The following is a 24,449-nucleotide window of genomic DNA, read 5'->3' as shown; positions in this document are numbered from 1 at the left end:
AACTCCTTAATAATTTTGAAGCAGATCGTTGAGAAAGTACCGGAGCGTATGTCTGAGAGTTTTTTAAAACACGCATTATCGGAAGCGCTACGAGGACGATATCTTTTTGAAGAGCAGTTGCCTACCCGAACTCACGATCTTACGAAAGAGGTTAAGAAAATATATTCCCCATTTTATTCCCTATATGCCATAATGTTAATTGGGGAATAAAACTGGGGAAAAGGAGAAACCATGGATATTAAGTCGATTGTTCGTGAACTGTGCTCTTATGATGATGAGCAGGAATGGTTTGAGTTCAAGGAAAACTGTTTCAGCCGGAAGCGCTGGGTGAATATGTTTCTGCAATGTCAAATGCCGCAGCATTTCACTATAAAAAGTATGCTTTTTTTGTATGGGGCGTAAATAACGATACCCATGAAATCGTAGGTACAGACTTCAATCAGTACTGTAATCATAACAAAGAACCGTATCAGAATTATCTTGGTAGAAATCTCTCTCCCAGCATCAATTTTTCTTTTGAAGAAGATGTGATTGATGGTAATCGGGTAGTCGTGTTGGTGATTCCTGCCGCTGTTGAGATTCCGACATCTTTCAGGGAAAAGCGGTATATTCGTATCGTCTCCTCAAAGGTAAATATGAAAGATTATCCGAAGAGAGAAATCCAACTGTTCAAAATTTTGGATGGAAGAATCGAGACGATGGAAACGTTCCCTGCAAAGTATCAGGAACTGACTTTCTCTAAGTTGTTTGGATACTATGGTTCCAAAGGAATCGTATTGAAAGAGGAAACATTCATCAAGAACCTCGGTCTGAAGAACAGCAACGGCGAATTCAACCTGCTGGCGCAGCTGTTGTCGGATAATTCGCATTTCCCTCTTCGGGTAACGATATTTGATGGTGAGACAAAAGGCTCGCCGCTTTTCTCTGTCAGAGAATTTGGAAACAACTGCCTGTTGTATAGCCTTGATGAACTGCTACGGTATGGCGATGTGCTGAACTTGATTCAGGCAGATGAAACGGATCGTGTTGTCGAACGAAAAGAAGTACCATTGTTCGACAATAAAGCCTTTCGTGAGGCCGTAATCAATGCTGTTCTCCATAATAAGTGGGTGGAAGGCAATGAACCGATGATTTCAGTCTTTTCAAATCGTATCGAGATCTTATCCAGAGGCACGATCCCGCCGGCTCAGACAATGGAGGGATTCTTTCTCGGTGAATCTGTCCCGGTGAACGATAAATTATCGGAGATTTTCCTGCAGCTACATATCAGTGAGAAATCCGGACGAGGCGTGCCGAAAATCATAGAGGTTTATGGAAAGAATGCCTTCACATTCAGAGAGAACTCGATTGTTGTGACAATCTCGTTTGAGAGAATACATAAACCCCAAGTTTCATTGGGGAATAAAACCGGGGATAAGAAAGCGCTGAACGAACGGAGAAGCAGGATCATTGCTGAGATGAGAAACGATTCTAACATTACTACGGCACAGCTGAGGGCCATTCTTGGGTGTGCTGAGACTACCGTTGAAAATAACATTGCATTTCTTCGGAAAAACGGCTATATCGAAAGAGTTGGATCAAAGAAAAATGGCTATTGGAAAGTCAACATCTAATTGTTAGAGCGTATTAGAAATGAGTTTGAGCACAAATGTCAATGAGAAGGCGGCACTAATCAGTGCAATCACTCACGAAGAAGTTCCCGTGCAGATCGTCTGTAAGTTAGAGCAGAGAGAGCGGCAACTCCGAGGCACAAGTTCATCAAAGGAGGCCGACATGCGGTAGAATAAAAACAACAGCTACACGGAGACGGCCATGTTTGCCGATCATCACTCTTATTTCGTAAGCGATTGCCCTGAGAAACTCGGCTTAGCCGCGGGGCAATGCGGATGCGCGGAGCACGCTGTGCCTGTCAAAAGGATTGTCAAAGGAAACGGCCCCTTCCCGGCAAGCGCGAGGATGCGCGGCGCTATGTTTTCACAAAAGCGCCGCGGCTAAAGCGCTGCCTCTACGATTTTCCGCTCGTGAACTGATTCTTTACGCCCTTCCAGAGCGAGAATAGCGTCAGCGCTATTATTATCAGCGAAAGCGGGCTCGTGAACATTCTGCCGAGCAGCCTCCAGACGTCGCCGTGCACCAGCGCCATCGCCCTCGCGAGCTCCCCCTCGGCCATGCCGCCGAGGACGAGGCCGAGCACGAGCGGCTCCCTAGGCACGTCGAAAAACTTCATCAGGAAGCCGGCCAGCCCGACCGCGAGCATTATCATGACCTCGACGATCGACATGTTGATCGCGTAGGAGCCTATCACCGCGAGGCCTATGACCAGCGGGCCGAGTATCGACGCCGGTATCTCTATCAGCTTGACGCAGTAGCGCGCTATGAAGAGGCCGACCGGCACGAAGACGAGGTTGGATACGAAGAGGCTCATGATGAAAGTGTAGACGACGGATGCGTTTTCGGCAAAAAGCGCCGGGCCGGGCTTCAAGCCGTGGACCATGAGCCCGCCGAGCAGGACCGCCGAGACCGCGTTGCCGGGAATGCCCAGCGTCAGCGCGGGCACGAGAGAGCCGCCGACGACCGCGTTGTTGGACGTCTCGGAAGCTATGATCCCCTCGCAACAGCCGGTGCCGAAGGCCTCCGGATGCTTCGACGCGCGCTTCGCGTCGTCGTAGGCTACGAAGCTCGCTATGCTGCAGCCGGCCCCCGGGATTATGCCGACGATGATACCGATCACCGTAGAGCGCAGAAGGAGCATCTTATATTTGAATATCCTCAGCATCTCGCGGGCGGCCCCGCCGCCGACCGAAGAGCTCTGCCGCGGCCTGCCGAAGCTAAGCGACTTGAGCGATTCGATGACCTCGGGGATCGAATAGAGCCCTATGAGCGCTATGACGAGGGAGAGGCCGTTGTAGAGCTCCGCTATACCGCAGGTGAAGCGCAGATCTCCGGTGATCGGGTGCATCCCCACGACGCTGAGGAAAAGGCCGAAGGCGCCCGACCAGAGCCCCTTGAGCATGTTCCTCTCGGAAAGCGACGCGATGACGCTGACGCCGAAAATCGCGAGTAGGAAATACTCCTGGGCGCCGAATTTCAGCGCGAACTCCGCGAGCGGCGGCGCCAAAAAGAGGAGCGCGAAGACGCTCAGAAAGCCACCGACCGCCGACGAAGAGGTAGCGAGCGCGACCGCGAGGCCCGACTCTCCTTTTTTCGTCATCGGATAGCCGTCGAGCAGCGTGCAGCAGTTCGCCGGCGTGCCCGGGATGTTCAGCAGTATCGCGCTTATCGCCCCCGAATAGGTCGAGGAGCAGTAGATAGCCCCCAGCAGCGCGAGTCCCGCCGCGGGGCTCATGCCGAAGGTCACGGGCACGAGCAGAGCGACGCCCATCGTGCTCGTGAGCCCCGGCAGCGCGCCTATAACTACGCCGAAGACGGTCCCGGCGAATATCAGAGTCAAAATAAGTGGGTCGGCGAGCGCCGCCGCGCCCTGCGCTATATTGGCAATGACCTGTTCCATAAGCCGCTCACCCCGACGCTAAAAGAGTATTCCCTCCGGCAGCCTGAGGCCGAGGAAAGAAACGAAAAGGGCGTAGACGACTCCGAGGAAGACCGCCGTCGCGCCAGCCATAGGAAGTATCCGCCTTTCGCCGAATAAAAACATGGCGAGAAACATAAAAACGACAGTGCTCACGAAGTATCCCACATAGTTCACGGCAAAAACGTAGGCCGCGGTCACTGAGAAGACCAGGGCCGGGATTTTCGCGCCCTCTGAAAAGCCTTCGCCCTTTTCCCCGTCGGCGGCGCGCTTGGCCGAGCGCGCGAGCAGCAAGACGGAAAAAAGCGTCATCAGCAGGCAGAGGAATCTCGGAAAGTGCGACGACTCCGCGGGATAGCGGAAGGACTGCAGCGTCAGCAGAAGGGACGTCGCAAGTATCCCCAGAGAAAATAAGCGCTCCTTGTTTGTAAGCAAACAGAATCACTCCTTGTGCGGAAAGCCCTCCGCTCCGTCCTCCGGGGCGGAAGGCTGGAAAATCTTATGATTTTAAGAAATTTTAGAAGAGCGATTTGTACTCTTCGACGACGGCGTTCGACTCTTCCACGAGCCTCTGAGACTCTTTGGAGCCGATGAACTTGATTATCAGCCCGAGCGACTTCGCCTGTTTTTTGAATTCCGGGTTCTTCGTCACTTCTTCAAAGGCCTTTTCGAGAGCCGCCGCGACCTTGGGGTCTACGTTCTTCGGCGCCGCCACGCCGCGCATAGCCGTACCGGCGGAGGGGATGGCTTTGCCGAAGACTTCTTTCGAAGATCTGACGTCCGCACCTTCGATTTTTTCGTCATAGAACATGACGAGAGGGACTATCCTGCCCGATTCGACATGCGACGCGGCGGCGCTCATCGTCGTCAGCGCTATGTCGACCTGATCGCCCATGAGCGCGGTGAGCGCCGGCCCCGAGCCACTGTAGGGCACGAAGTTGCTCTTCATGCCGAGCGCTTTCTCGTTTATCAGATGTTGCAGCTGCACATTGCTTTGCGGGCCGTCGCCTGCGACGTTGAGCTTGCCCGGGTTCTTCTTAGCGAAGTCGACGACGTCGGCGGCGCTCTTGAATTTGCTTCCCTTATTGACGGCCCAGATGAGCGGGTCTATCTGGAAGTTGCATATATATTTGAAGTCGCCCAGCTCGAACGGCACGTTGCCGCGCAGCGCCTTCACCAGCACCATCGAAGGCTGGCTCGTCGCGCCGATCGTATATCCGTCTGGGCGCGCCTTCGCGAGGGCCGTCCAGCCTATCTGTCCGCCCGCGCCCGGCTTGTTCTCGACTACCAGCGCCTGCCCCAACGCCGGCGTGATGTACTTGGCCACGAGCCTGATCACTATGTCGTTTCCGCCGCCCGGCGAGAAGGGCACCACCGCGAGCACCGGCTTCGACGGGAAATCCGCCGCCGACGTCGGAAGCGCGGAAAAAGCGATGCCGATAACCGCCGCCGCTATGACCAGAGAACCTAAAAACCTTTTCATGATTTGCATCCTCCCTCTACATTTATGCTGAAAAAATAAAAAAATTTTTGCTTCGCCGTTACAGGCAGACCTTGCCGCCGTCGATTATAACTTTTCCGTCGACCTCTATCTTCGGGTTCCACATAAGAAGGTCGTAATGCGTCGGCGCCTTCACCGTGCCGCCGAGCGTGATGCTCGTGCCTATGCCGATATGGGCCGTCGGTATCACGCCCTCGTCTTCGAGCATGATGCCGCAGAGCCTGCATTGGGGATTCAGGCCGACGCCCAGCTCTGCTATATTGTAGCAGTTATGGTCGTTGTGGCTCGCTAAATCCCTCTTAAGCATCTCCGCCTGCCTGCCGCCGCTGATCTTCGTGATGAAGCCCTCCCTCACCTCCGCAACGACCGGCTCGTCGAGGACGCCGATACCGAGATAGGGAATGCTCGCGTCGGCGACGATACGCCCGTTAGCGGAGCCCTCGACCGGCGACGAGTTGGCCTCGACGGTCGGGATCGTCGAGAACTCGCCGGGCTCGACCACGCAGTAGAGCGCGTTGCCGCGGCGCCCCGTGATATCGAGCGTCAGATCCGTGCCGCCAGGCGTCGTGACGCGCACGCGGCTGCTCTTCGCAAAGGCGTCGGCCACGCTCTTGCAAATCGGCTTGAGCGCGCGGAAGTCCGCCTCGATACCGCCGGAAATGAGCATATCCTCGGTAAAATCGGTCAGCACGAGCAGCCGCGCGCCATGCTCCGCCGCCTCCTTCACGGCGAAGGTGTGCGTCACCGAGTAGCTGACTGGAATCAGCACGACGTCGGCGTGCTTCATGCTCTCGGCGATAAGCTTCGGCGGCTCCTCGCCTGCCCTCTTCCTGGGCTTCATCACGCTGACGACGACCTCCGCGCCCCGCTCGACGGCCGCGCAGGCCAGCACCTTAGCTATCTTCTCCTGCACCATGTCGGTGACGATGAGGACCGTTTCGCCGGCTTTAAGCGAGACGCAGTTGTCCATTATCGTCCTTGCCCCCTGCATCATAAGCGCTTCTTTCATCTTTGAAAAAACCACTCCTTTTTGACAGCGCGGATTTTCCGCAAAACTTTTTCTTTGGCTATTATATAATTATAATATAATACTACAAATATCCCGTCAAGAGCGGGAGCCGGCCCATTTTTGCGGGCCGATTTCCGCGGAGCGAAAAGAAAAATAACCACGCGCGGATAATTACCGAGCGCGGTTTGTGATAAACTGAAAGGGGACGATCACTGCGGCGCGTTGCGCGCGGCGCGAAAGAGGTTTTTCAGATGAAGGATTTACTGCGTGACAACGATATTCCAAATATGCCGGTGAAAACGGAGCGGCTCTCCTCTCAGATATCCAAGCTGATTCTGTCGGAGATACAGTCCGGGCAGCTTGCAATAGGCGACAGGCTGCCGTCGGAGGCGGAGCTCGCGCAGAAGTACGGCGTGAGCCGGACGATTCTGCGCGAAGCGATCGCCAGCCTGAAAAACGAAGACATCCTCGAAGCCAAACAGGGACGCGGCATCATCGTAAAGAATTCGAGGAGCCGCCAGGCGTTCAGATTCTCCGACGTCTTCGAGACGATCTCCATGGGCGAGGTGAATTATTTTTACGAGATGCGCGCCCTGCTTGAATCGCAGGCGGCCGGGCTCGCGGCGATGCGCCGCACGCAGGAGGATATCGAGGAGATCACTAAATCCTTCGAAGAAATGGCCGAAGCGGTGAGGAAGAGGACGCCGGGAGCGGAGGCTCACGAGCGCTACAACAAAGCGATCGCGCGCGCGAGCCACAACCCCGTCCTGATAGAATTCCTTTTCTTCCTTTACGGGAAGCTGCACGACCTTGCGAAGGAGCTGCGGATAAAAACGATGGCTTCGCCGGAGAGGGCGCACAACGTCCTCGAAGAGCACAGGCGTGTCGTCGAAAGCATCGTCGACAAAGATCAGCCGGCGGCGCAGGAAGCGGCGCTCGCGCATCTGAAAAAGGCCGCCGAGCGCGCAGGGATAAAGATTTACAACGCCTGAAAGCCGCGGCCGAGCCGTTCGAGCGCGCGGCAAAAGGCCGGCGCATTCGCCGTATGGTTTCCGTGTAATAATTTGTGATTTCGCACGTCTGAATACTGCGTAAAGGCCCGGACTTTTGTGAGCCCGGGCATTGCTTTATCTGAAACCTTTCCGGGCTGTGCACATTTGCTTAGTGCGAAAGCCCCAATCTATCTTGCCGGCTTATATTTCGCCCGCTCGCTCTGGCTCGGCACAGCGGCCAAAGTATTAACAGCAGAATCGGCTTTCGTAGCATATGCCTTTGGAATTGACGCAGAACTTGGCGCGGGAAGCACTATTTCGGCGATATCCGCCCAGTCGGCGCCGGTATCATCAGGCCCGTCGTTACTGCTGTTAGAGACTACGAGAGCGCCGCTATAAGTATATTCTACGTCATCCTTTTCACCCTCGTTGAGCCTTATTTTAACAGTATAATTGGATGGGCCGTTATCATTATCGCTGAAGTAGTGCAGCCTCACCTTGTACGGCGCCCCATATCTTATAGTGTCGGTTGTCTTGAGCGTCCAGTGTTCCGGCCCGTATCCCGTAGTGACATCGTAGTCCAGCACACCGCCGTCTGCCGTCTTCTCATGGTAGAAACATGAATAGTCGCCGGTTGGATCCTTCACATAGAGGTCGATATCCGTATCGTCGGTGTCCCATGTCAATGTTACAAGTATTTTGGCGGAAGGTTCAGAAAGCGTGACAAGGTACTCCTCCGTCCAGTCGTGCGATATCAGAGTAACCCTTCCTTCATCCAATGTGCCGCTAGGAGTGAAGACTATCTGGTTTACTCCCGAATTGAGCGATACGGGGACCGCGAATTTTCCCGAGTCGCCGTCGACCCTGCCTTCAAAGTCCTGAAAATCGCCGTACTTCCAATCACCCTTTTCATCCTCATAGACGCTGCGGACGCTCATCTTCATCTTGTCCGCGAGCACTTCCACGCTCTCTATCTTGCCGGATATGACGATATTCCTGCCTGCCGCTTCCTCGCCGCTCTTGGGCGACGAGCCGTCGAGCGTTATCTTGGCCAAGCCGCTGCCGTTGAAATTAAGCATCGCGCCGGCTAAGATGCTTTCAAAGCGTTCGCTCCATTTAAGATCGCCCTGCCCAAGATAAGCGAATCGCGTGAAGTCTTCGTAGCCGCCGAACTCTTTCGTGTCCGTGCGGTAGTTGACGAAGAGATGGTCGTCGCCCGGGTGGTTGGGGTCATAGAAGTGGATATTGGCGCTCTTTTTGTCGTCGCTCGTGAAGCTGTAGCCGTAGGCGAGGATCGCGTGGGCGGCTGCGCTTTTGCCGGCGTCGTCGATGTACATTACGATAGGGCAGACGGAGTCGATCATCGCCGCGGTGATGGCGACGAATCTATCCTCTGATGTGCAGTCTCTAATCTGCCAATCCGCAACATCTGAATAGTGAGTCTGCCAAAGTCTGCTGACCGACGTGTGGCTCCTCGTGGCGACGACGTCCTGCCCTAGGATATCGTTGCCCTCGCGGTCTTTGCCAACCTCGTCCATGAACTGGCTGTAAAGCCTGCCTCGACCGGTAGATTTGCGCCCCCAGGAGTACCACATTGAGAAGGCCGACATCCCAAAACACTCGCCGTCGCTGTTGTATGTCGAGCCGACGTTGGCGATCTGGAAGCCGTCCCCGCTGGGCTGGTACGCCATATTGAACTTCGCGATGGGAATATCCGCCAGTTTAAGTTCGGGGACGGTGAATTTGCTGGCGTGGAAGGTGACGAACGAGGACTCCCCCTTCGCTCGGTCGATGCCCGTTAGGCTCATCACCTGCAATTTGCCGTCTCCGTCGATGTAATAGGGTACCGGCGTCGCCTCTTTATCTCTCATCGGCACGGTTATTTTGACGGGATTGGCGAACTCGCCCTTGTACGCCATATTCATGACGAGGATGGGGACGCCTACCAGAGCGGGGTTGGATTTGAACGCCACATTCCCGGTATCGTAGCCTACACCGACGTCGTAGCTGTCAGGCAGCGCGCCTGCGGGAAAGTCTATCTTAACCCCGTCCACCGGCGTTCCAGGCGCGTTTATTTCGATTACGCCGCCCAAAGCGCCGATTTTCTTTTCAACGAGGATTTTTTCTTCGCCCGGCGTGTAGCGCGCGCCCTCCGGGCTCGGTTCAGGACCTGGCGTAGGTCCGGGCGAGGGCGAATCGCCGCCGCCGCCTCCTCCTCCGCAGCCGCCGGCAATAACGGCCATAAAAACTACCGCGATCAGCGGCATAAGAAATGACAAGAAATTTTTCTTATTGAAGAACATACTTTTTCCTCCTTGTTCTGTGCATTTAAGCGAAATTGCGCCGACGACCCCGGGCAAAACCTCTTGTCGACGGCGGCCCCTATGTCATGTAAAGTCTACGATGCTAAAACGGGTCGCTTCGATTTCTGACCGATCCTACGGCAGCCACAGCCGCTCCCTCCTTTCTCCACTACAGAGCATCGGCGAGACAAAACATTGGCCGAAAATATGATTGCAAATCATTACCACGCCTACAGCCGGACATTTCCGGCAGACAAAAAAGCGGCCGTCTATGTACAAGCGTACATAGACGGCCGCTCAAGCAACGATGAAGGCTTATGAGCTATGACTGACTGACTGACTGACTGACTGACTGAGCATCTGGTATTTCCGCCTTATTGTCAATAGTTTTTTAACATTTTTGAATCCCTTACTGTCTCATTTATACCATAAGATAAAAAAAAGAACAACAAGCAAAAACAACAAAGGTAGCTTGTTGCGAGCGACGCTTTCGCGGAAGCAGACGGCCGCGCTTGTAGCTTATACGGCATCATTTAGTTCTGCAATCAAGATTCTCTCAACGTGAGGGCGGCGTATTCGCCCCCTTGCACGATCCGCCGCTCTGTGATATAAAATTGCAAACAGATTGCAGTTTAATAGTGGGGGACGAAAAATGGCGGCGCGCTGCAGATATAAGACCAGACATCATGAATCCATACTGGCGCTTCTTACGGAAAATCCGGAGCGCTGTTTCAGCGTCGACGACATTTGCGCGGCGCTCGCCGAGCGAGGCCGGCCTATAGACAGGACGACGGCTTATCGTCAGCTGGAAAAGATGGCGGAGGATGGAGCGGCGCTGAAATATATTTCGGAAAAGGGGGAGTCGGCGATCTACCGCCTCGGCGAAGAGGGGGCCCCGCCGCACCTTCATCTGAAATGTCTCGACTGCGGAGGGCTGAAGCATATCGACTGTTCCGCCGCCGAGGGTTTCTCGCGGCACCTCATGGAGCAGCATTCTTTTAACCTGGATCCGTCAAAAACGGTGATTTACGGACATTGCGGCTGCGTTTCCGAGAGGGGCGGCAAGGCGTGAGCGTTAAGCCGGAGGCGCGCCGCGTCACGCGTATCGCGGCGCTGCTGCTGCTTCTGACAATGCTTTCTATTTTTTCGGCGATGCCGCTGCATCACGCCGGGCACCTCTGCTCCGGCGCGGAATGCCCGCTGTGCCTCGCCGTAGCAGAATGGCGGGAAGGCTGCGCGGCGCCGCTGCCCGGCGACTCGCCCGATGCCGCGGAATCCTACGGGGACGCCGGCGAAACGAAGCGGCCGCTCCTCCCGTATTTGATTTCGCAGACGCCCACCTCGCTCAAAACGGAGATGGACAATTAAGGGGACGGCGCGTCCCGACAAAAATAAAAAATCATGGAGGTAATCTTTCTTATGAAAAAATATAAAAAATATCTATTGATCGGCGCGGCGGCGGCGATCGCCGCCGCCGCCCTCTTCTTCGCCTTCCACGGAGAAAGGGCGGCGTCGGAAAGGGGCGGGCGTCCGAAGGTCGTAGCGACGATATTCCCGCAGTACGACTTCGCGCGCGCAATAGGCGGCGACAGGATAGAGCTTTCGATGCTGCTGAAGCCGGGCATGGACAGCCACTCCTATTCTCCTTCGCCGCAGGATATAATCAACATACAAAACTGCGACCTATTCATCTACATCGGCGGGGAGAACGACCACTGGGTCGAAAAAATCCTTGACTCATTCGACGAGGGGAAGGGGCCCAAGACGCTGAAGCTCATCGACAGCGTCTCCGCCGTGGAGGAGGAGCTGGCCGAAGGTATGCAGGAGGAGGATCACGGACATGGCCACGACCACGGGCACGCACACGAGGACGGCGCGGAGGAAGACGGGCACGAGCATGAAGCGGAATACGACGAACATATCTGGACCTCGCCGCGCAACGCGGAAAAGATGGCGGCGGCGATAAAAGAGGCGCTCGCCTCCGTAGACCCTGAAAACAGCTCTTTCTACGAAGAGAATGCAAGGGCGTATGCCGCCGAGCTGGAAAAGCTCGACGAAGATTTCCGCCGCACGACCGACGGCGGCGGACGGCGCCTCCTCGTCTTCGGAGACCGCTTCCCCTTCCGCTATCTGACGGACGAATACGGGCTGAAGTACGCAGCTGCTTTTCCCGGCTGCTCGGCGGAGAGCGAGGCGAGCGCCGCGACCGTCGCCTACCTCATAGACAAGGTAAGAAAAGAGAATGTCCCCGTCGTCTTCCACATCGAGATGTCCGACGAAAAGACGGCCGACGCGATATGCAGGGAGACCGGCGCGAAGAAGATGCTTCTGCACTCCTGCCACAACCTTTCGCGCGAAGAGATAGAAGAGGGGGCCACCTACGTCGCCCTTATGAGGAAAAATCTCGAAAATCTCAAAGAGGCGCTGAACTGAGATGGCGGCCCTTGTATGCCGCGGGCTCTGCGCCGCCTACGGCGGCAGGGAGGCGCTGCACGGCGTCGACTTCGAGCTGCCCGCCGGGGCCTTTCTTGCGGTAGTGGGGCCGAACGGTTCCGGCAAGAGCACGCTGATCAAGGCGCTTTTAGGCCTGATCAAACCCTCCGCCGGGACGGTGAAGCTCGAAGAGGGCGTCGGGAGGAGCGGCATCGGCTATATGCCGCAGCAGAGCGAATCGCGCGGCGACTTTCCCGCGACCGTTTACGAGACGGTCATCTCCGGACGGCTCGGGCGGCTCGGCCTGCGCCCCTTCTACGGCAGGCAGGACAGGCGGGAGGCCGAGAAGAACCTCCGCCTGATGGGCCTCTGGGAGCTGCGTACAAGGGCCTTCCGCGAACTGTCGGGCGGGCAGCGGCAAAGGACGCTGCTGGCCCGCGCCCTCTGCGCCGCAGACGGCATGCTGGTGCTCGACGAGCCGGCGGCCGGGCTGGACGCGGAGACGCAGGAGCGCATGTACTCGTTGCTGCGCGACGTCAATAAAAAGGAGGGCGCCACCGTCGTCATGGTGACGCACGACCTCGTGCGCGGCGCGGCGGCGGCCACTCACGTGCTCGAACTGGACGGCGGCCAGAAATACTTCGGAGAGGCCGGGCTGTGGCCGGGGCGCGCGCAATATGGGAGCGGGGAAAAATGATCGATTTGATCGCGGAGATGCTCTCCTATAAATTTCTCGTGCGCGCGGCGACGGTGGGGCTCATGGTCTCGCTATGTGCGGCGCTGCTGGGCGTCAGCCTCGTGCTCAAGCGCTATTCTATGATAGGCGACGGGCTTTCGCACGTCGGCTTCGGAGCGCTCGCCGCTGCGGTCGCGACGGGGGCCTCGCCGCTCGGCCTTTCGATTCCCGTCGTCATCGTCGCGGCGGTGCTGCTCATGAGGCTGACGGACGGCAGCGGCATCAAGGGGGACGCGGCGATCGGGCTGATATCGACCAGTTCGCTCGCCGCGGGGGTGACGGCCATATCGCTCTCAAGCGGCATAAACACCGACGTCTGCAACTACATGTTCGGCAGCATCTTAGCGATGAGCAAGGGGGACGTCCGCCTCAGCGTCGCGACCTCCGCCGCGGTGTTGCTGCTCTTTCTGCTTTGCTACAACAGGATATTCGCCGTCACCTTCGATGAAAATTTCGCCCGAGCCACCGGCGTGAACGCCGGACGCTACAACATGGTCATAGCGGCGCTCACCGGCGTGACTATCGCCGTCGGCATGCGTCTCATGGGAGCGCTGCTCATCTCCGGGCTGATAATATTCCCCGCCGTCACCTCGATGAGGCTTTTCAAGAGCTTCCGCGGCGTGGTCCTCTCCTCCGCCGCTGTATCGCTCTCGTCGTATCTCGCGGGGCTCGTGCTCTCGTACGCCGCAGGCCTGCCGGCCGGCGCGAGCATCGTGCTGGTGAATCTGGTTTTCTTTCTGGCATTCGCCGCCGCGGGCAGGATAAGATGATGAAGAAAGCGCTCAATACGGCGCTCTGCCTTTTGTTCGTCGCCGCGGCCCCGCTCTCCGCCGCGGAAAAGGTGCTTGAGATAAAGGAGAGGGTGTTCGTCTCGCTGATCAACGAAATATATATCAACGCCGAGGACTACGTCGGCAAAAAGATACGGCTGCAGGGGGTATTTGAGAAGTTCACCGACGAAGAGACCGGCGAAAATTTTTACTCAGTGACGCGCCGCGGCCCGGGATGCTGCGGCTCCGATCTGAATCCGGGCTTCGAGGTCGTTTGGGATAAGAAGTACCCGCAGCAGAACGTCTGGGTCGACGTCACCGGCGTTCTGGAAATATACGATAAAGGATACGTGCGCCTCCGCCTCACAGAGCTGACCGTGCTGCCGGAAGACGGCAAGAGAAAGCTTTACGTACAGTGACGATGCGCGTTCCAAGTATATAAAAAACGCCCCGTCTGCGGCAATCGCATACGATATAGGTTGCGGCTGCGATTCTTACCGCCGCAGCCGATGTTTTTTGCCGCAAAAGCGCCGGGCTGCAAGCGGCTCTGTTTCCCTTGGTGGTTGCCAAAACCACCTTTATTCTTATTTTAGTAAGAAAAAGTTGTAATAAGAAAGAAGACTTTAAGTGCAAAATAAAGCAATATAATAAACACAGATTCTATTTTATGGGGCGGTTGTTTTCTGTACCACAGGTCTTTAAGGAGGAATTTCACGATTGCATTTTCAGGTGGGACAAGTCCATATTGTTACATTTGCAGAAATTAATGCTATGCCGTCGGCTTTTGTAGGTTGCGTTTAGTTTCGTAGTTAACTCATATTTTACATACTCCGTGCTTACCTTGACATACCACCCAGTCGGTATGTATAATCTTCCGGTCTTTATTATGAAATCGAAGCGGAGGTGAAGCGAATGAGAAGGACGAAACAGGAATCTCTTGAAACCAGGGCGAAGCTTTTGGACGCCGCGCTCGACGTCTTCAGCGAAAAAAATTTTTCCAACGCATCTCTGACGGAAATCTCGGCAAGGGCCGGGATGTCTAAGGGGGCCCTATACTGGCATTTCCGCAATAAAAACGATCTGCTGCTGCGTCTCGTCGAAGAGATATGCAGAAGAAGCGAGGAGGGCGCGAAAAACGCCTTCGGCTCGCCGGCCTGCGCCCAAAGCGTGCGCAGCTATTATATGGACGCGTATCTGCGGCTCAAAGAGGGAGACGTCAAAAAGAAGGTCTATATGATAATGATGAAAAGGGACGAATGGCCGGCGGACATTCAACAGAGCGTAGAGCGGGTGATCAAAGAATCTATGGGGCGCGAAAAGGCGATGATCGAAGAGGCGATCGCGAACGGGCAGAAGAAGGGCCTTCTGCGCTCCGACGTCTCTCCGACCGCGGTAGCCGTGCTCGTCAGCTCCATCTTCCACGGCCTTTCGGTAATGCTGCTGGCCGGCATGCTGCCGCCGGAGTTCCCCGAGTACACGGACATACTCTTCGACGCTCTCAAAAGGGAGCTCACAGAAAGCGACGCCGCGAGGTGATTCGCTTAAACGGCATTTTATAAAAGAAGGTGCGTATAGAAAATGCAGGATTCACAGGATAAGGGAAAGGTTGAACTGGTCGGCCGGAAAAAAGCCGACTGGCTCAAAATAGTCGTTGCCGTCGCGGTCGCCGCCGGCGCGCTGTACGGCTACAAAGCTTATATAGGCGCGAAAACGCAGGCTCCGGCGCAGACCCAGGCGCAGGCCGCCGAACAGCTCGTCTCCGTCAAGCCGGTCGTAAAAACCGACGCGTCGCAGAAAGCTTCGGAATACGTCGGGCGCGTGGAAGCGATTCAATCTGTGCTCGTGACGCCGCAGATCTCCGGCGAGGTCGCGAGGGTATGCTTCAAGGAAGGTTCGATGGTCAAGGCAGGGCAGCTTCTGTTCCAGATAGACCCGCTCTCCTTCCAGGCGGCGGTGGAGCAGCGCAGGGCGGAGCTTGAACGCGCGAAGGCCACGCTCGACGCCGCGGAAAAATATTTCGCGCGCGTGCAGAACGCCGAAGAGCGCGCCGTCTCCGCCGCCGAACGCGACAACGCCGAGAGCGCGGCGCTTGCCGGGCGCGCGGCCGTCGCCCAGGCAAAGGCCGCACTGCGCCTCGCGGAGATCAACCTCGGATACACGCGCGTTACGGCCCCCATCACAGGCAAGATCGGCGCGGCGAATTTCACGAAGGGGAATTATGTCACGCCGGCGTCGGGGCCTCTTGCGACGATCGTGCAGATGGACCCGATCCGCGTCAGCTACACTATGCCGGACAAAGATTACCTCGACCAGCTCGCCTCCTTCAAGAAGAACGGCACCGTCTATAAGACGAAGCTGATACTCAGCAACGGCGCAGAGTTCAACGCCCAGGGAGAGCGCGACTTCGAGGGCAACGAGGTCGATACGTCGACGGGGACGATAATGATGAATCTGCGCTATGCGAACGGCGACGGGACGCTGATTCCCGGCTCGATGGTCAGGGTGCGGACGAAGCCCCTCAAGAGCGACGTCGTTACGGCGATTCCTCAGACGGCCGTCATGGCGGACCAGCAGGGCGATTACGTTTATGTGATAGGCTCGGACGACACCGCGTCGGCGGTGCGCGTGACGCTCGGCCGCGACCTTGGAGAGCTGCGCGAAGTCACGCAGGGGCTCGCCGAGGGTCAGAAGGTCGCGACGGCCGGGCTGCAGAATCTGCGCGACGGCATGAAGGTCAAGACCGCCGACAGAGCTTACGACGCCCAGGCGGCCTCGGGCGACGCGGAAGAGACAAAATAGAATCATGTTAGCGAAATTTTTTATCGACCATCCGCGCTTCGCGATGGTCATATCGATATTGCTGGCGCTTGCGGGCACCATCGCCGCCTTCTCGCTGCCGATAGCCCAGTACCCCGACGTCACGCCCCCGCAGATACGCGTCTGGGCCAACTACCGCGGAGCGGACGCGGTCACGGTGGCGAACACGTTGGCCGCCCCTCTGGAAGAGACGGTCAACGGCGTCGAGGGAATGATCTATATGGAATCTACGTCGAGCAACAACGGCACGTACAGCCTTTTCGTGACTTTCGAAACCGGCACTGATCCCGACATGGCGCTGGTCCGCGTGCAGAACCGCGTCACCCAGATATCGCCGCAGCTGCCCTCGGAAGTCGTTGCCGACGGCATCACGGTCGAATCGTCCTTCTCCGACACGCTGGGCATGTACTCGCTGCGCTCGCCCAACGGCACTTACGACGAAGCGGCGCTGATGAACTACGCTTACAACAACATCAGGAACACGATGAAGCGCGTGCCCGGCATGGGCAACGTTGAGGTGTACGGCTCCAAGTACAGCATCCGCGTGTGGGTCGACCCTGCGCGCATCGCGGCGCTGGGGCTCTCGATAAGCGACATAGCCGCGGCGATACAGAGCCAGAACAAACAGGCCTCGATCGGCTCCGTAGGCTCTCAGCCGTCGGATACGGACGCGCCGCTCGTCTATACGCTGCAGACCAAGGGCCGGCTTTCGACGGCGGAGGATTTCGACAACATCGTCGTGCGGACCACGGCCGGCGGCGGCATAGTCAAGCTGCGCGACGTCGCGCGCATCGAACTCGGCTCCGAAAACTACAACTTCCACAGCAACGTGGACAACGCGCGCTCGGCGATAATAGTCCTTTCGCAGTCGTCGGGCTCCAACGCCCTCAATGTTATGTCCGCCGCGAAGAAGACGGCGGCGGAAATCTCCGCGAATCTGCCGGAGGACATGGAGCTGAGGCTGAATTACGACTCGACGCGCTACGTCACGGCGACCATCAGGGAGATAATCATGACGCTGTTTTTGACTTTCTCGCTCGTCGTGCTCGTCTGCTACATCTTCCTACAGGACTGGCGCGTGACGCTGGTCCCGATAGCGGCGATTCCCATTTCGCTGCTCGCGACCTTCACAGGGCTGGCCTTCCTCGGCTACAGCATCAACACGCTGTCGCTCTTCGGGCTCGTCCTGGTCATAGGGACGGTCGTCGACGACGCGATAGTCGTCGTCGAGCGCGTCACCTTCATAATGGAGAGGGACAAGTGCGGCCCCGAGGAAGCGGCCCTCCAGGCTATGAAGGACGTCACGACCCCTATGGCGGCGACGACTCTCGTCTTTCTCGCGATATTCGTGCCGGTCGGCGTCATGGGCGGCATCACGGGGCAGATATACAAGCAGTTCGCGGTAACTATCTCCTTCGCGGTCGTGTTTTCGCTCATCGTAGCGTTGACGCTATCGCCGGTGATGTGCGCCTACATGCTGAGGCGGACGCGTCAGGCCGAGCGCGGCCCGCTCAAATGGTTCAACACCGGGCTCATGAAGTCGACGCGCAGCTACGTCCGCGGCTCGATATGGCTGGCGCGGCGCCTGCCCGTGACGCTCGCGATTCTCGCCGCGGTCATGGGGGCGTGCTGGTACATCTACACGACGCTGCCCACCGAGTTCATCCCCGACGAGGACCAGGGCATAGTCTTCACGACGGTGCAGCTGCCTGAGGGCGCTTCGCAGTCGCGCACAAGGGACGTGGTAGAGCCGATGACCGAAGAGATCAAAAAGATTCCCGGGCTGGAGAGCGCAGTCTCCATCGAGGGCGCGAACTTCATGGGCGGAAACGGGGAAAATGTCGCGACGATGTTCTTCCCGCTGCGGCCGTGGGACGAACGCAAATCCCCGGAGATGTCGCTCAACTCGATAGTATCGAAGATTCGCGCGATCGCCGCGAAATACCCGGAGGCGCAGATCAGCGTCTTCACGCCGCCAGCCATCTCCGGGCTCGGCAACGCCTCCGGGCTCGACATGCGGCTACAGTCGCGCATGGAAAACGATCCGGCGAAGCTCGCGGCGGTCATGCGCGATCTGCTGGTGAAGCTGAACCAGGCGCCGGAGGTGCTCTACGCCTTCTGCTCCTATACCGCCGACACGCCCCACCTCTTCCTCGACATAGACCGCGAAAAGGCCGAGATGATGGGCGTTCCAATCAGCAGCATCTTCACGACGCTGCAGTCGTACTTCGGCTCGGCCTACATCAACGACATCAACATCGGCACGCAGGTCAACCGCGTCATGGTGCAGTCGGAATGGAATTACAGGAAGAGCGTGGACAGCATCAGCGGCATCTTCGTCAGAGGCTCTGCGGGCAACCAGGTGCCGCTGGGAAGCCTCGTCTCGCTTCGCAAGACGCTCGCGCCGCGCGCCATCAACCGCTACAACCTCTACCCGAGCGCCAACGTCACGATCGTCATGAAGCAGGGCTATTCGACGGGCGAAGGCATCGCCCGCGTCGCGGAGATATCGAAGAGCCTGCCGGCCGGCTACTCCTACGAATGGTCGGGGATGACCTATCAGGAGCAGAGCTCCGGCAGGGGCATCCTGGCGGTGCTCCTGATAGCGCTGATCTTCGCGTACCTCTTCCTCGTCGCTCAGTATGAGAGCTGGTCGGTCCCCGTGCCCGTCATCCTCTCGCTGCCCGTAGCCATGTTCGGGGCCCTCGGCGGCACCTGGCTCATGGGGCTTTCGCTCTCCATCTACGCGCAGCTCGGCGTGCTTTTGCTGATCGGACTCGCGGCGAAGAACGCGATACTGATCGTCGAATTCGCGAAGGAGCAGCGCGAGGCTCACCGGCTGCCGCTGATTCAGGCGGCGGCGACGGCGGCGAGCGAACGTTTCCGCTCCGTGCTGATGACCGCCTTCACCTGCGTCCTGGGCGTGCTGCCGATGCTTTTCGCGTCCGGCGCCGGCGCGTCGAGCCGCAAGGCTGTAGGCACGGCGATGTTCTTCGGCATGAGCGCGGCGACGATCTTCGGCATCTTCCTGGTGCCCGCCCTTTACGTGCTCTTCCAGGGTATGCGCGAAAAGTTCAAAGCGTCCCTTAAAAGGAACCGGGCCGAGGAGGTGGCCGAGCAATGAGAAAACTGACATTCTGCGCGATAGCGGCGCTCGTGATGGCGGCTTCGCAGTGCGGCGCGTTCGCGGCCGATAAAGCGGCGCCCGTCTCGGCCGACGCGGACGCCCTGATCAAAGAGGGGGCCTGGGCGGAGCTCGCACGCCTCTATCCCCTCTCGGCTTCTTCGGCCGACGAAGCCGTTACGCCGGAGCAGCTCGCGTCGTGGTGGGACGTCTTCGGAGACCCGACGATGACGGAGCTCATCAAGGAGGCGCTGACGGGCAACAGGGATATAGCTGCCGCGCACGCCAAGGTCACTGAGGCGCGTGCGGCGCTCGGCGTCAGCCGCGCGTCGCTGCTGCCGTGGCTCGACTCGACGAACTTCTGGAGCGACAGCCGCACGCCGGCCGCCGCCGGGGGCACGGGCAACAGCGTGACCCTGACGAAGCTCGGCATCGACGCGTCGTGGGAGATAGACATATTCGGCGGGACGCGCGCGAAGGTCAAGGCCCAGGAAGCGACGCTCGAAGCGCAGTACGCGGCTCTCTACTCCGCGTGGACCGGCCTCGCGGCCGAGACCGCGATGGAATATATTTCGCTGCGCACGCTGCAGGAGCGCCTCGATATCGCGAAATACAACCTCGCCCTCCAGCAGGATACGGTAGACATCCAGCGCTCGAAGGTAAACTCCGGGCTCGCCGACGAATTGGCGCTGAAGCAGGCGCAGTATACGATGGAGCAGACGAGGGCCGCGATCCCGAGCATCGAAGCCCAAATAGAGCAGGCGAAGAACGCGCTTGCGATACTCGTCGGCGAGGCGCCCGGCGCTCTTGACGAAAAATTATCGCCGAAAGCCCCGATCCCGCAGATAGAGGACGGGGCCTTCATAGGGATACCGGCGAACCAGCTGCGCCGCCGCCCCGACATAGTGCAGGCCGAGCGCCTGCTCGCAGCACAGCTCTCGCGCAAAAAGGCCGCCCGGGCCGAGCTTTGGCCGAAATTCTACCTCACGGGCTCCATAGGCACGGAGAGCGGGAACTGGGGGAGCCTCTTCGAAGGGCCGTCGAAGCTCTACAGCCTCCTGCCGTCGATAAGCTGGCCTATTTTCCACGCCGGCGCGATAAGGAACAACATCAGTGCCCAGGGCGCGATAGCGGAGCAGCTGCTGGCGTCGTATGAGAAGACAGTGCTTGCCGCGGCAGGCGAGGTCCGCGACGCCCTTGCCGCAAACGTCAAGGAATACGAGCGCCGCGACGCTCTCAAAAACGGCGTCGACGCGGCGCAGACCGCGCTCGACGTCGCGAACGACAAATACGCGAACGGCCTCGTCGACTTCACGAACGTCATAAACGCGCAGCAGTCGCTGACGGCGCTTTCGGAAGCCTACGCGATAAGCCGGGGGCAGATATCGACGAACGCGGTGCGGCTCTTCAACGCGCTCGGCGGCGGCTGGAAGCCGATGGAAGAAGCTGAGTTAGCGCTTGCCGAAGCGGAAAGGGCGAAAAAGAAAAAATAAAGGATAAAATCACAGCCAACGGCAGACGAAGGCGCGGCTGACACAGGCCGCGCCTTTCCATATGCGCGCCGGCCGCCGCGCAAATATCTTCGGCGTACGGCGCTTGCAGCGTTTATTTTCCGCGCCGGTCGAACTATAATAATTATGCAGATGGCGTTTCATGCAAAGGGGGCTTTAATATGTGGGCCGTTTACGCTCTTTTTTCGGCGCTATTCGCCGCTTTTACTTCCATCCTCGCGAAAATAGGCCTCGAGGGGGTCGACTCGAATCTGGCGACCGCGCTGCGGACTGTCGTCGTCGTGGTGATGGCGTGGGTCGTCGTCTTCGTCAGCGGAGCCGGCTGCGGCGTCGGCTGCATAAGCGGGAAAAGCTGGCTGTTTTTAGTGCTCTCCGGCCTCGCGACGGGCGCGTCGTGGCTCTTTTACTTCCGTGCATTGCAGATGGGCGAGGCCTCGAAGGTCATACCGATAGACAAGTCCAGCGTCGTCATCGGCATGCTGCTCGCCTTCGTCGTCCTGCACGAAACGCTGTCGCTCAAGACGCTGATCGGCGGCGCCCTTATCACGATCGGCACATTCGTGCTGATTTTATGATTTTAATCCGCGCCGCTAACGCCCCGCGCCCCTTCTCGGCGGGGCTTCGCCGTCTTTTCGAAGCGAGTTTCGCCGTGCAGATCCCACCATATTAGGGAAGTTGCAATATCGTTCAGCCCCCATCGATTTATCAGTCATTTCCACAAAAAATCCAAAGTATTTTTATATTTCTATATAAGAAATATATTTTTTTTAAATAAATACTGCCGTTTTTCTTGGTAGATGATAGAATATTGTCTTGTACATCGGGATTAGTCATCTCGATTGAGGTTTGGCATTTATGTTGAATCGTGTAAGGGAGGAAGGACTTATGAAGCTTCCATCTTTCTGGGGCGGAATTCATCCGCCGCAGAACAAAGAGCTGACGGTAAGCGAAAGCATCGTCTCCTATCGCCCGAAGGGCGAGCTGGTCTTCCCTATGTCGCAGCATATCGGAGCGCCCTGCGCCCCGGTAGTCGCGAAGGGGGACCGCGTCTTCGTGGGGACCCGCCTTGGCAACAACGACGCTTTCGTTTCGGCCCCGATACTTTCGAGCGTGTCGGGCACGGTAAAGGATGTCACTATGAGGCTGACGCCCCCCGGCGCCTTCGAGACGTGCGTCGTCGTAGAGGACGACGGAAAGAACGAATTGGCGCCGGAGTGGAAACCGCTCGAAAATTACCAGACGGCCGACCCGAAGGAATACGTGAAGCGCATACGCGACGCCGGCATAGTCGGCTTCGGCGGCGCCACATTCCCGACGGCCGTAAAGCTCTCGCCGCCGCCCGACAGAAAGATCAGATGGCTCATCGTAAACGGCGTCGAATGCGAACCCTACCTCAACTGCGACAACCGCCTGATGCAGGAAGGCACGGAAAAGATAGTGCAGGGGCTCGCGCTGACGATGCGCCTCTTCCCCGAAGCGGAGGGCGTCATCGCGATAGAGAACAACAAGCCGGAAGCGATAGCGATTCTCAAAGACGCCGTCGCGAAATCCGGACTGAACAACGTCACAGTGCAGCCGCTTGCGGTGAAATACCCGCAGGGCGCGGAAAAAATGCTGATCGAGGCGCTGACGGGGCAGGAGTTCGTCATCACGGCGCTTCCCGCGGACGTAGGCTGCATCATCCTCAACGTGCGCACCGTCTACCAGATATACAGCGCGATAGTAGAGGGGCTGCCGGCGGTCACGCGCGTCGTGACCGTCACCGGCGACGCGGTGGCTCATCCGAAGAACATCAAAGCGCCGCAGGGCACGATGATCCGCGAGCTGATCGACCTCTGCGGCGGCTTCAAGGAGCAGCCGGTGAAGATTCTTTCCGGAGGGCCGATGATGGGCCTCTCGATGCGCTCCATCGACGTGCCGGTCGTAAAGGGCACGTCGGGGATTCTCTGCCTCACGGCGAAATCCGCGATGCTGAAGCCCATCCGCGCGTGCCTGCGCTGCGGCCGCTGCGTCGAAGCGTGCCCGATGGGGCTGGTGCCCACAGTGCTCGAGCCTCTCGTGCGCGCGAGGCAGTACAAGCGTTTTGAAGAAGAGGGCGGGATGAACTGCATCGAGTGCGGGAGCTGCACCTACATGTGTCCCGCGAACCGCCCGCTGACACAGGGCTGCCGCGACGGCAAAGCTTCTGTAACGGCGATGCGCAGAAAGGCGGCTGCCAAATAATGGAACGTTTACTTGTCGTATCAAGCTCTCCGCATATACATTCCCCGCTCGACACACAGAAGATCATGGGCTGGGTGCTTGCGGCGCTCGCGCCGGCGGGCCTTGCGGGAGTATATTTCTTCGGAGCTCGCGCCGCGGTCGTGATGGCGGTCTGCGTGATCTCCTGCGTCGCGTTCGAATACCTCTGGCAGAAGCTGACGAAGCGCACCGTGACCGTCGACGACCTTTCAGCCGCCGTCACCGGGCTGCTACTCGCCTACAACCTGCCTCCGACTATACCATTCTGGATGGCGGTCATAGGCTGCCTCTTCTCGATAATAGTCGTAAAGCAGCTCTACGGCGGCCTCGGCTGTAACATCGTCAACCCCGCGCTCGCCGGGCGCGCGATGATGCTCACGAGCTGGCCAGTGCCCATGACGACGTGGACGCTCGACGGCGTCTCCAGCGCCACGCCGCTCGCGATGATCAAGGCCGGGACTCTTGACGGCCTTCCCAGCTGGAGCGATATGTTCATCGGGCACGTCGGCGGATGCATCGGCGAGACCTCCGCGGCCGCGCTGCTCGTCGGATTTGCGATACTTCTTTACAAGGACGTCATCAAATGGCATATACCGGTCGTCTATATAGCCGTCGCCGCCGCGCTCTGCGCGCTCTTCGGCAGGCCGGTGGGGCCGCTGCAGGAGATATTCTCCGGCGGCCTCTTCCTCGGCGCGATATTCATGGCCACCGACTACACCACGACGCCTGTAACGCCCCGCGGACAGATGATCTTCGCGGCCGGCTGCGGGGTGCTCACGGCGCTGATACGCAGCTGGGGAGGATACCCGGAGGGCGTATCGTACTCTATCCTCATAATGAACCTGACTGTGCCGCTCATTGACCGCGCGACAAAGCCGCGTATCTTCGGAGAGGTGAAAAAGCATGGGTAAGATCCTCAGATTAGGACTGGTGCTATTTATCATCACAGCCGTAACCGGCGTGATTCTCGGCGCGGTCCACACCTTAACGCTCGAGCCCATACGCTGGGCCCAGGGACGCGAGAAAAACGAAGCTCTTGCGGCGACGCTGCCGGGGGCGGAGGACTTCAAGGCGATAGAGCCGAAGGGCGGAGCCGGAAGCATCGCCGAGATATACGAAGGCAGCAGAGGCGGCGACGTCATGGGCTACAACTTCACGGTAATGCCGAAGGGCTACGGCGGGCTTATCACCTTCATCGTCGGAATAGCGAACGACGGGCATGTGAAGGACATAAAGATCTTAGCGCACAGCGAGACGCCGGGGCTCGGCGCCAAAGCCGGAAATCCCGAATTCTCCGGGCAGTTCAAGGATAAGCCCGCCGCCGCGCTGCGCGTGACCAAGACGCCGCCCGCGCGCGACGGCGACATCCAGGCGATCTCCGGCGCCACCATCACTTCCACAGCCGTAACGACCGGCGTGAACGACGCGATTTCGTACTGGAAGTCGAACTTCGCCGGCGCCGCGCGGCGGGCGGACTAGGAGG

General features: G+C 58.2%; 21 protein-coding genes. 16 read left to right on the top strand and 5 right to left on the bottom strand.

What is annotated here, in order from left to right; genetic code table 11:
- Positions 1-344 precede the first annotated feature (344 nt).
- Entirely contained in the window at positions 345-1,613 is a 1,269-nt protein-coding gene (locus EH55_RS02000) for an ATP-binding protein (protein WP_201769322.1), read from the top strand.
- Between the two features lie 392 nt (positions 1,614-2,005).
- Here the strand turns inward: EH55_RS02000 and EH55_RS01990 are convergent, their stop codons facing one another.
- The 4 genes from EH55_RS01990 to EH55_RS01975 form a co-directional block, all read right to left on the bottom strand.
- Positions 2,006-3,511, bottom strand: a complete 1,506-nt coding sequence (locus tag EH55_RS01990) for a tripartite tricarboxylate transporter permease (RefSeq protein WP_051682553.1) — start codon at positions 3,509-3,511, stop codon at positions 2,006-2,008.
- 18 nt (positions 3,512-3,529) lie between these two features.
- Entirely contained in the window at positions 3,530-3,964 is a 435-nt protein-coding gene (locus EH55_RS01985; protein WP_037974361.1) for a tripartite tricarboxylate transporter TctB family protein, read from the bottom strand.
- A gap of 82 nt (positions 3,965-4,046) precedes the next feature.
- Positions 4,047-5,012 carry a Bug family tripartite tricarboxylate transporter substrate binding protein gene (locus tag EH55_RS01980; protein WP_051682552.1) on the bottom strand — a complete coding sequence of 322 codons (966 nt, stop codon included), beginning with the start codon at positions 5,010-5,012 and terminating at the stop codon, positions 4,047-4,049.
- A 58-nt stretch (positions 5,013-5,070) separates the two neighbouring features.
- Positions 5,071-6,039, bottom strand: a complete 969-nt coding sequence (locus tag EH55_RS01975) for an aminopeptidase (protein ID WP_037974359.1) — start codon at positions 6,037-6,039, stop codon at positions 5,071-5,073.
- 251 nt (positions 6,040-6,290) lie between these two features.
- Here EH55_RS01975 and EH55_RS01970 point away from each other — a divergent pair, with 251 nt between their 5' ends.
- Positions 6,291-7,031: a FadR/GntR family transcriptional regulator gene (locus tag EH55_RS01970; protein WP_037974358.1), complete on the top strand. Its 741-nt coding sequence runs from the start codon at positions 6,291-6,293 to the stop codon at positions 7,029-7,031.
- Between the two features lie 188 nt (positions 7,032-7,219).
- Here the strand turns inward: EH55_RS01970 and EH55_RS13250 are convergent, their stop codons facing one another.
- Complete coding sequence (locus tag EH55_RS13250; RefSeq protein WP_051682551.1) at positions 7,220-9,334, bottom strand: hypothetical protein; 2,115 nt, start codon at positions 9,332-9,334, stop codon at positions 7,220-7,222.
- A 652-nt stretch (positions 9,335-9,986) separates the two neighbouring features.
- Between EH55_RS13250 and EH55_RS01960 the strand changes: the two genes are divergently transcribed.
- The 14 genes from EH55_RS01960 (at position 9,987) to EH55_RS01890 (ending at position 24,445) form a co-directional block, all read left to right on the top strand.
- On the top strand, positions 9,987-10,406 hold the full coding sequence (locus EH55_RS01960; protein WP_037974357.1) for a Fur family transcriptional regulator: 420 nt from the start codon (positions 9,987-9,989) through the stop codon (positions 10,404-10,406).
- Entirely contained in the window at positions 10,403-10,702 is a 300-nt protein-coding gene (locus tag EH55_RS01955; protein ID WP_037974356.1) for a hypothetical protein, read from the top strand. Before EH55_RS01960 ends, EH55_RS01955 begins: the two co-directional genes overlap by 4 nt.
- Positions 10,703-10,753: 51 nt before the next feature.
- Positions 10,754-11,767, top strand: a complete 1,014-nt coding sequence (locus tag EH55_RS01950; RefSeq protein ID WP_037974355.1) for a metal ABC transporter substrate-binding protein — start codon at positions 10,754-10,756, stop codon at positions 11,765-11,767.
- Position 11,768: 1 nt separating this feature from the next.
- Positions 11,769-12,464, top strand: a complete 696-nt coding sequence (locus EH55_RS01945) for a metal ABC transporter ATP-binding protein (protein ID WP_037974354.1) — start codon at positions 11,769-11,771, stop codon at positions 12,462-12,464.
- Positions 12,461-13,273 carry a metal ABC transporter permease gene (locus EH55_RS01940; protein WP_201769321.1) on the top strand — a complete coding sequence of 271 codons (813 nt, stop codon included), beginning with the start codon at positions 12,461-12,463 and terminating at the stop codon, positions 13,271-13,273. The genes EH55_RS01945 and EH55_RS01940 overlap by 4 nt, the downstream gene beginning before the upstream one ends.
- A complete protein-coding gene (locus EH55_RS01935; protein ID WP_070114438.1) occupies positions 13,273-13,692 on the top strand; it encodes a TIGR03943 family putative permease subunit in 420 nt (139 codons plus the stop codon). Before EH55_RS01940 ends, EH55_RS01935 begins: the two co-directional genes overlap by 1 nt.
- Before the next feature lie 493 nt (positions 13,693-14,185).
- On the top strand, positions 14,186-14,809 hold the full coding sequence (locus tag EH55_RS01925) for a TetR family transcriptional regulator (protein WP_037974352.1): 624 nt from the start codon (positions 14,186-14,188) through the stop codon (positions 14,807-14,809).
- A 42-nt stretch (positions 14,810-14,851) separates the two neighbouring features.
- Positions 14,852-16,072 carry an efflux RND transporter periplasmic adaptor subunit gene (locus EH55_RS01920; RefSeq protein ID WP_037974351.1) on the top strand — a complete coding sequence of 407 codons (1,221 nt, stop codon included), beginning with the start codon at positions 14,852-14,854 and terminating at the stop codon, positions 16,070-16,072.
- Between the two features lie 4 nt (positions 16,073-16,076).
- Positions 16,077-19,214 carry an efflux RND transporter permease subunit gene (locus tag EH55_RS01915; RefSeq protein WP_037974350.1) on the top strand — a complete coding sequence of 1,046 codons (3,138 nt, stop codon included), beginning with the start codon at positions 16,077-16,079 and terminating at the stop codon, positions 19,212-19,214.
- Positions 19,211-20,707: an efflux transporter outer membrane subunit gene (locus EH55_RS01910; RefSeq protein WP_037974349.1), complete on the top strand. Its 1,497-nt coding sequence runs from the start codon at positions 19,211-19,213 to the stop codon at positions 20,705-20,707. The genes EH55_RS01915 and EH55_RS01910 overlap by 4 nt, the downstream gene beginning before the upstream one ends.
- A 179-nt stretch (positions 20,708-20,886) precedes the next feature.
- Positions 20,887-21,300 (top strand): EamA family transporter, encoded by a 414-nt coding sequence (locus EH55_RS01905; protein ID WP_037974348.1) that lies wholly within the window; start codon positions 20,887-20,889, stop codon positions 21,298-21,300.
- Positions 21,301-21,610: 310 nt separating this feature from the next.
- Positions 21,611-22,948, top strand: coding sequence for an electron transport complex subunit RsxC (gene rsxC, locus EH55_RS01900; RefSeq protein WP_037974347.1), 1,338 nt, complete (start codon positions 21,611-21,613; stop codon positions 22,946-22,948).
- Positions 22,948-23,877, top strand: coding sequence for an RnfABCDGE type electron transport complex subunit D (locus EH55_RS01895; RefSeq protein ID WP_141730470.1), 930 nt, complete (start codon positions 22,948-22,950; stop codon positions 23,875-23,877). Before rsxC ends, EH55_RS01895 begins: the two co-directional genes overlap by 1 nt.
- On the top strand, positions 23,870-24,445 hold the full coding sequence (locus EH55_RS01890) for an RnfABCDGE type electron transport complex subunit G (RefSeq protein WP_037974346.1): 576 nt from the start codon (positions 23,870-23,872) through the stop codon (positions 24,443-24,445). Before EH55_RS01895 ends, EH55_RS01890 begins: the two co-directional genes overlap by 8 nt.
- Positions 24,446-24,449 lie beyond the last annotated feature (4 nt).

The organism is Synergistes jonesii (assembly GCF_000712295.1).
In the GTDB taxonomy this organism is placed as follows: Bacteria; Synergistota; Synergistia; order Synergistales; family Synergistaceae; genus Synergistes; species Synergistes jonesii.
The sequence above is the reverse complement of the archived record's forward strand: the minus strand, read 5'-3'. Positions and strand labels throughout refer to the sequence as shown.

What these genes read in the sequence shown, in the direction of transcription:
- EH55_RS01960 (WP_037974357.1), top strand. Translation starts at nt 9,987, where the DNA reads ATGGCGGCGCGCTGCAGATATAAGACCAGACATCATGAATCCATACTG.
- EH55_RS01990 (WP_051682553.1), bottom strand. Translation starts at nt 3,511, where the DNA reads ATGGAACAGGTCATTGCCAATATAGCGCAGGGCGCGGCGGCGCTCGCC.
- EH55_RS13250 (WP_051682551.1), bottom strand. Translation starts at nt 9,334, where the DNA reads ATGTTCTTCAATAAGAAAAATTTCTTGTCATTTCTTATGCCGCTGATC.
- EH55_RS01905 (WP_037974348.1), top strand. Translation starts at nt 20,887, where the DNA reads ATGTGGGCCGTTTACGCTCTTTTTTCGGCGCTATTCGCCGCTTTTACT.
- EH55_RS01910 (WP_037974349.1), top strand. Translation starts at nt 19,211, where the DNA reads ATGAGAAAACTGACATTCTGCGCGATAGCGGCGCTCGTGATGGCGGCT.
- EH55_RS01895 (WP_141730470.1), top strand. Translation starts at nt 22,948, where the DNA reads ATGGAACGTTTACTTGTCGTATCAAGCTCTCCGCATATACATTCCCCG.
- EH55_RS01925 (WP_037974352.1), top strand. Translation starts at nt 14,186, where the DNA reads ATGAGAAGGACGAAACAGGAATCTCTTGAAACCAGGGCGAAGCTTTTG.
- EH55_RS01915 (WP_037974350.1), top strand. Translation starts at nt 16,077, where the DNA reads ATGTTAGCGAAATTTTTTATCGACCATCCGCGCTTCGCGATGGTCATA.
- rsxC (WP_037974347.1), top strand. Translation starts at nt 21,611, where the DNA reads ATGAAGCTTCCATCTTTCTGGGGCGGAATTCATCCGCCGCAGAACAAA.
- EH55_RS01980 (WP_051682552.1), bottom strand. Translation starts at nt 5,012, where the DNA reads ATGAAAAGGTTTTTAGGTTCTCTGGTCATAGCGGCGGCGGTTATCGGC.
- EH55_RS01935 (WP_070114438.1), top strand. Translation starts at nt 13,273, where the DNA reads ATGAAGAAAGCGCTCAATACGGCGCTCTGCCTTTTGTTCGTCGCCGCG.
- EH55_RS01890 (WP_037974346.1), top strand. Translation starts at nt 23,870, where the DNA reads ATGGGTAAGATCCTCAGATTAGGACTGGTGCTATTTATCATCACAGCC.
- EH55_RS02000 (WP_201769322.1), top strand. Translation starts at nt 345, where the DNA reads ATGTCAAATGCCGCAGCATTTCACTATAAAAAGTATGCTTTTTTTGTA.
- EH55_RS01975 (WP_037974359.1), bottom strand. Translation starts at nt 6,039, where the DNA reads ATGAAAGAAGCGCTTATGATGCAGGGGGCAAGGACGATAATGGACAAC.
- EH55_RS01940 (WP_201769321.1), top strand. Translation starts at nt 12,461, where the DNA reads ATGATCGATTTGATCGCGGAGATGCTCTCCTATAAATTTCTCGTGCGC.
- EH55_RS01970 (WP_037974358.1), top strand. Translation starts at nt 6,291, where the DNA reads ATGAAGGATTTACTGCGTGACAACGATATTCCAAATATGCCGGTGAAA.
- EH55_RS01920 (WP_037974351.1), top strand. Translation starts at nt 14,852, where the DNA reads ATGCAGGATTCACAGGATAAGGGAAAGGTTGAACTGGTCGGCCGGAAA.
- EH55_RS01945 (WP_037974354.1), top strand. Translation starts at nt 11,769, where the DNA reads ATGGCGGCCCTTGTATGCCGCGGGCTCTGCGCCGCCTACGGCGGCAGG.
- EH55_RS01950 (WP_037974355.1), top strand. Translation starts at nt 10,754, where the DNA reads ATGAAAAAATATAAAAAATATCTATTGATCGGCGCGGCGGCGGCGATC.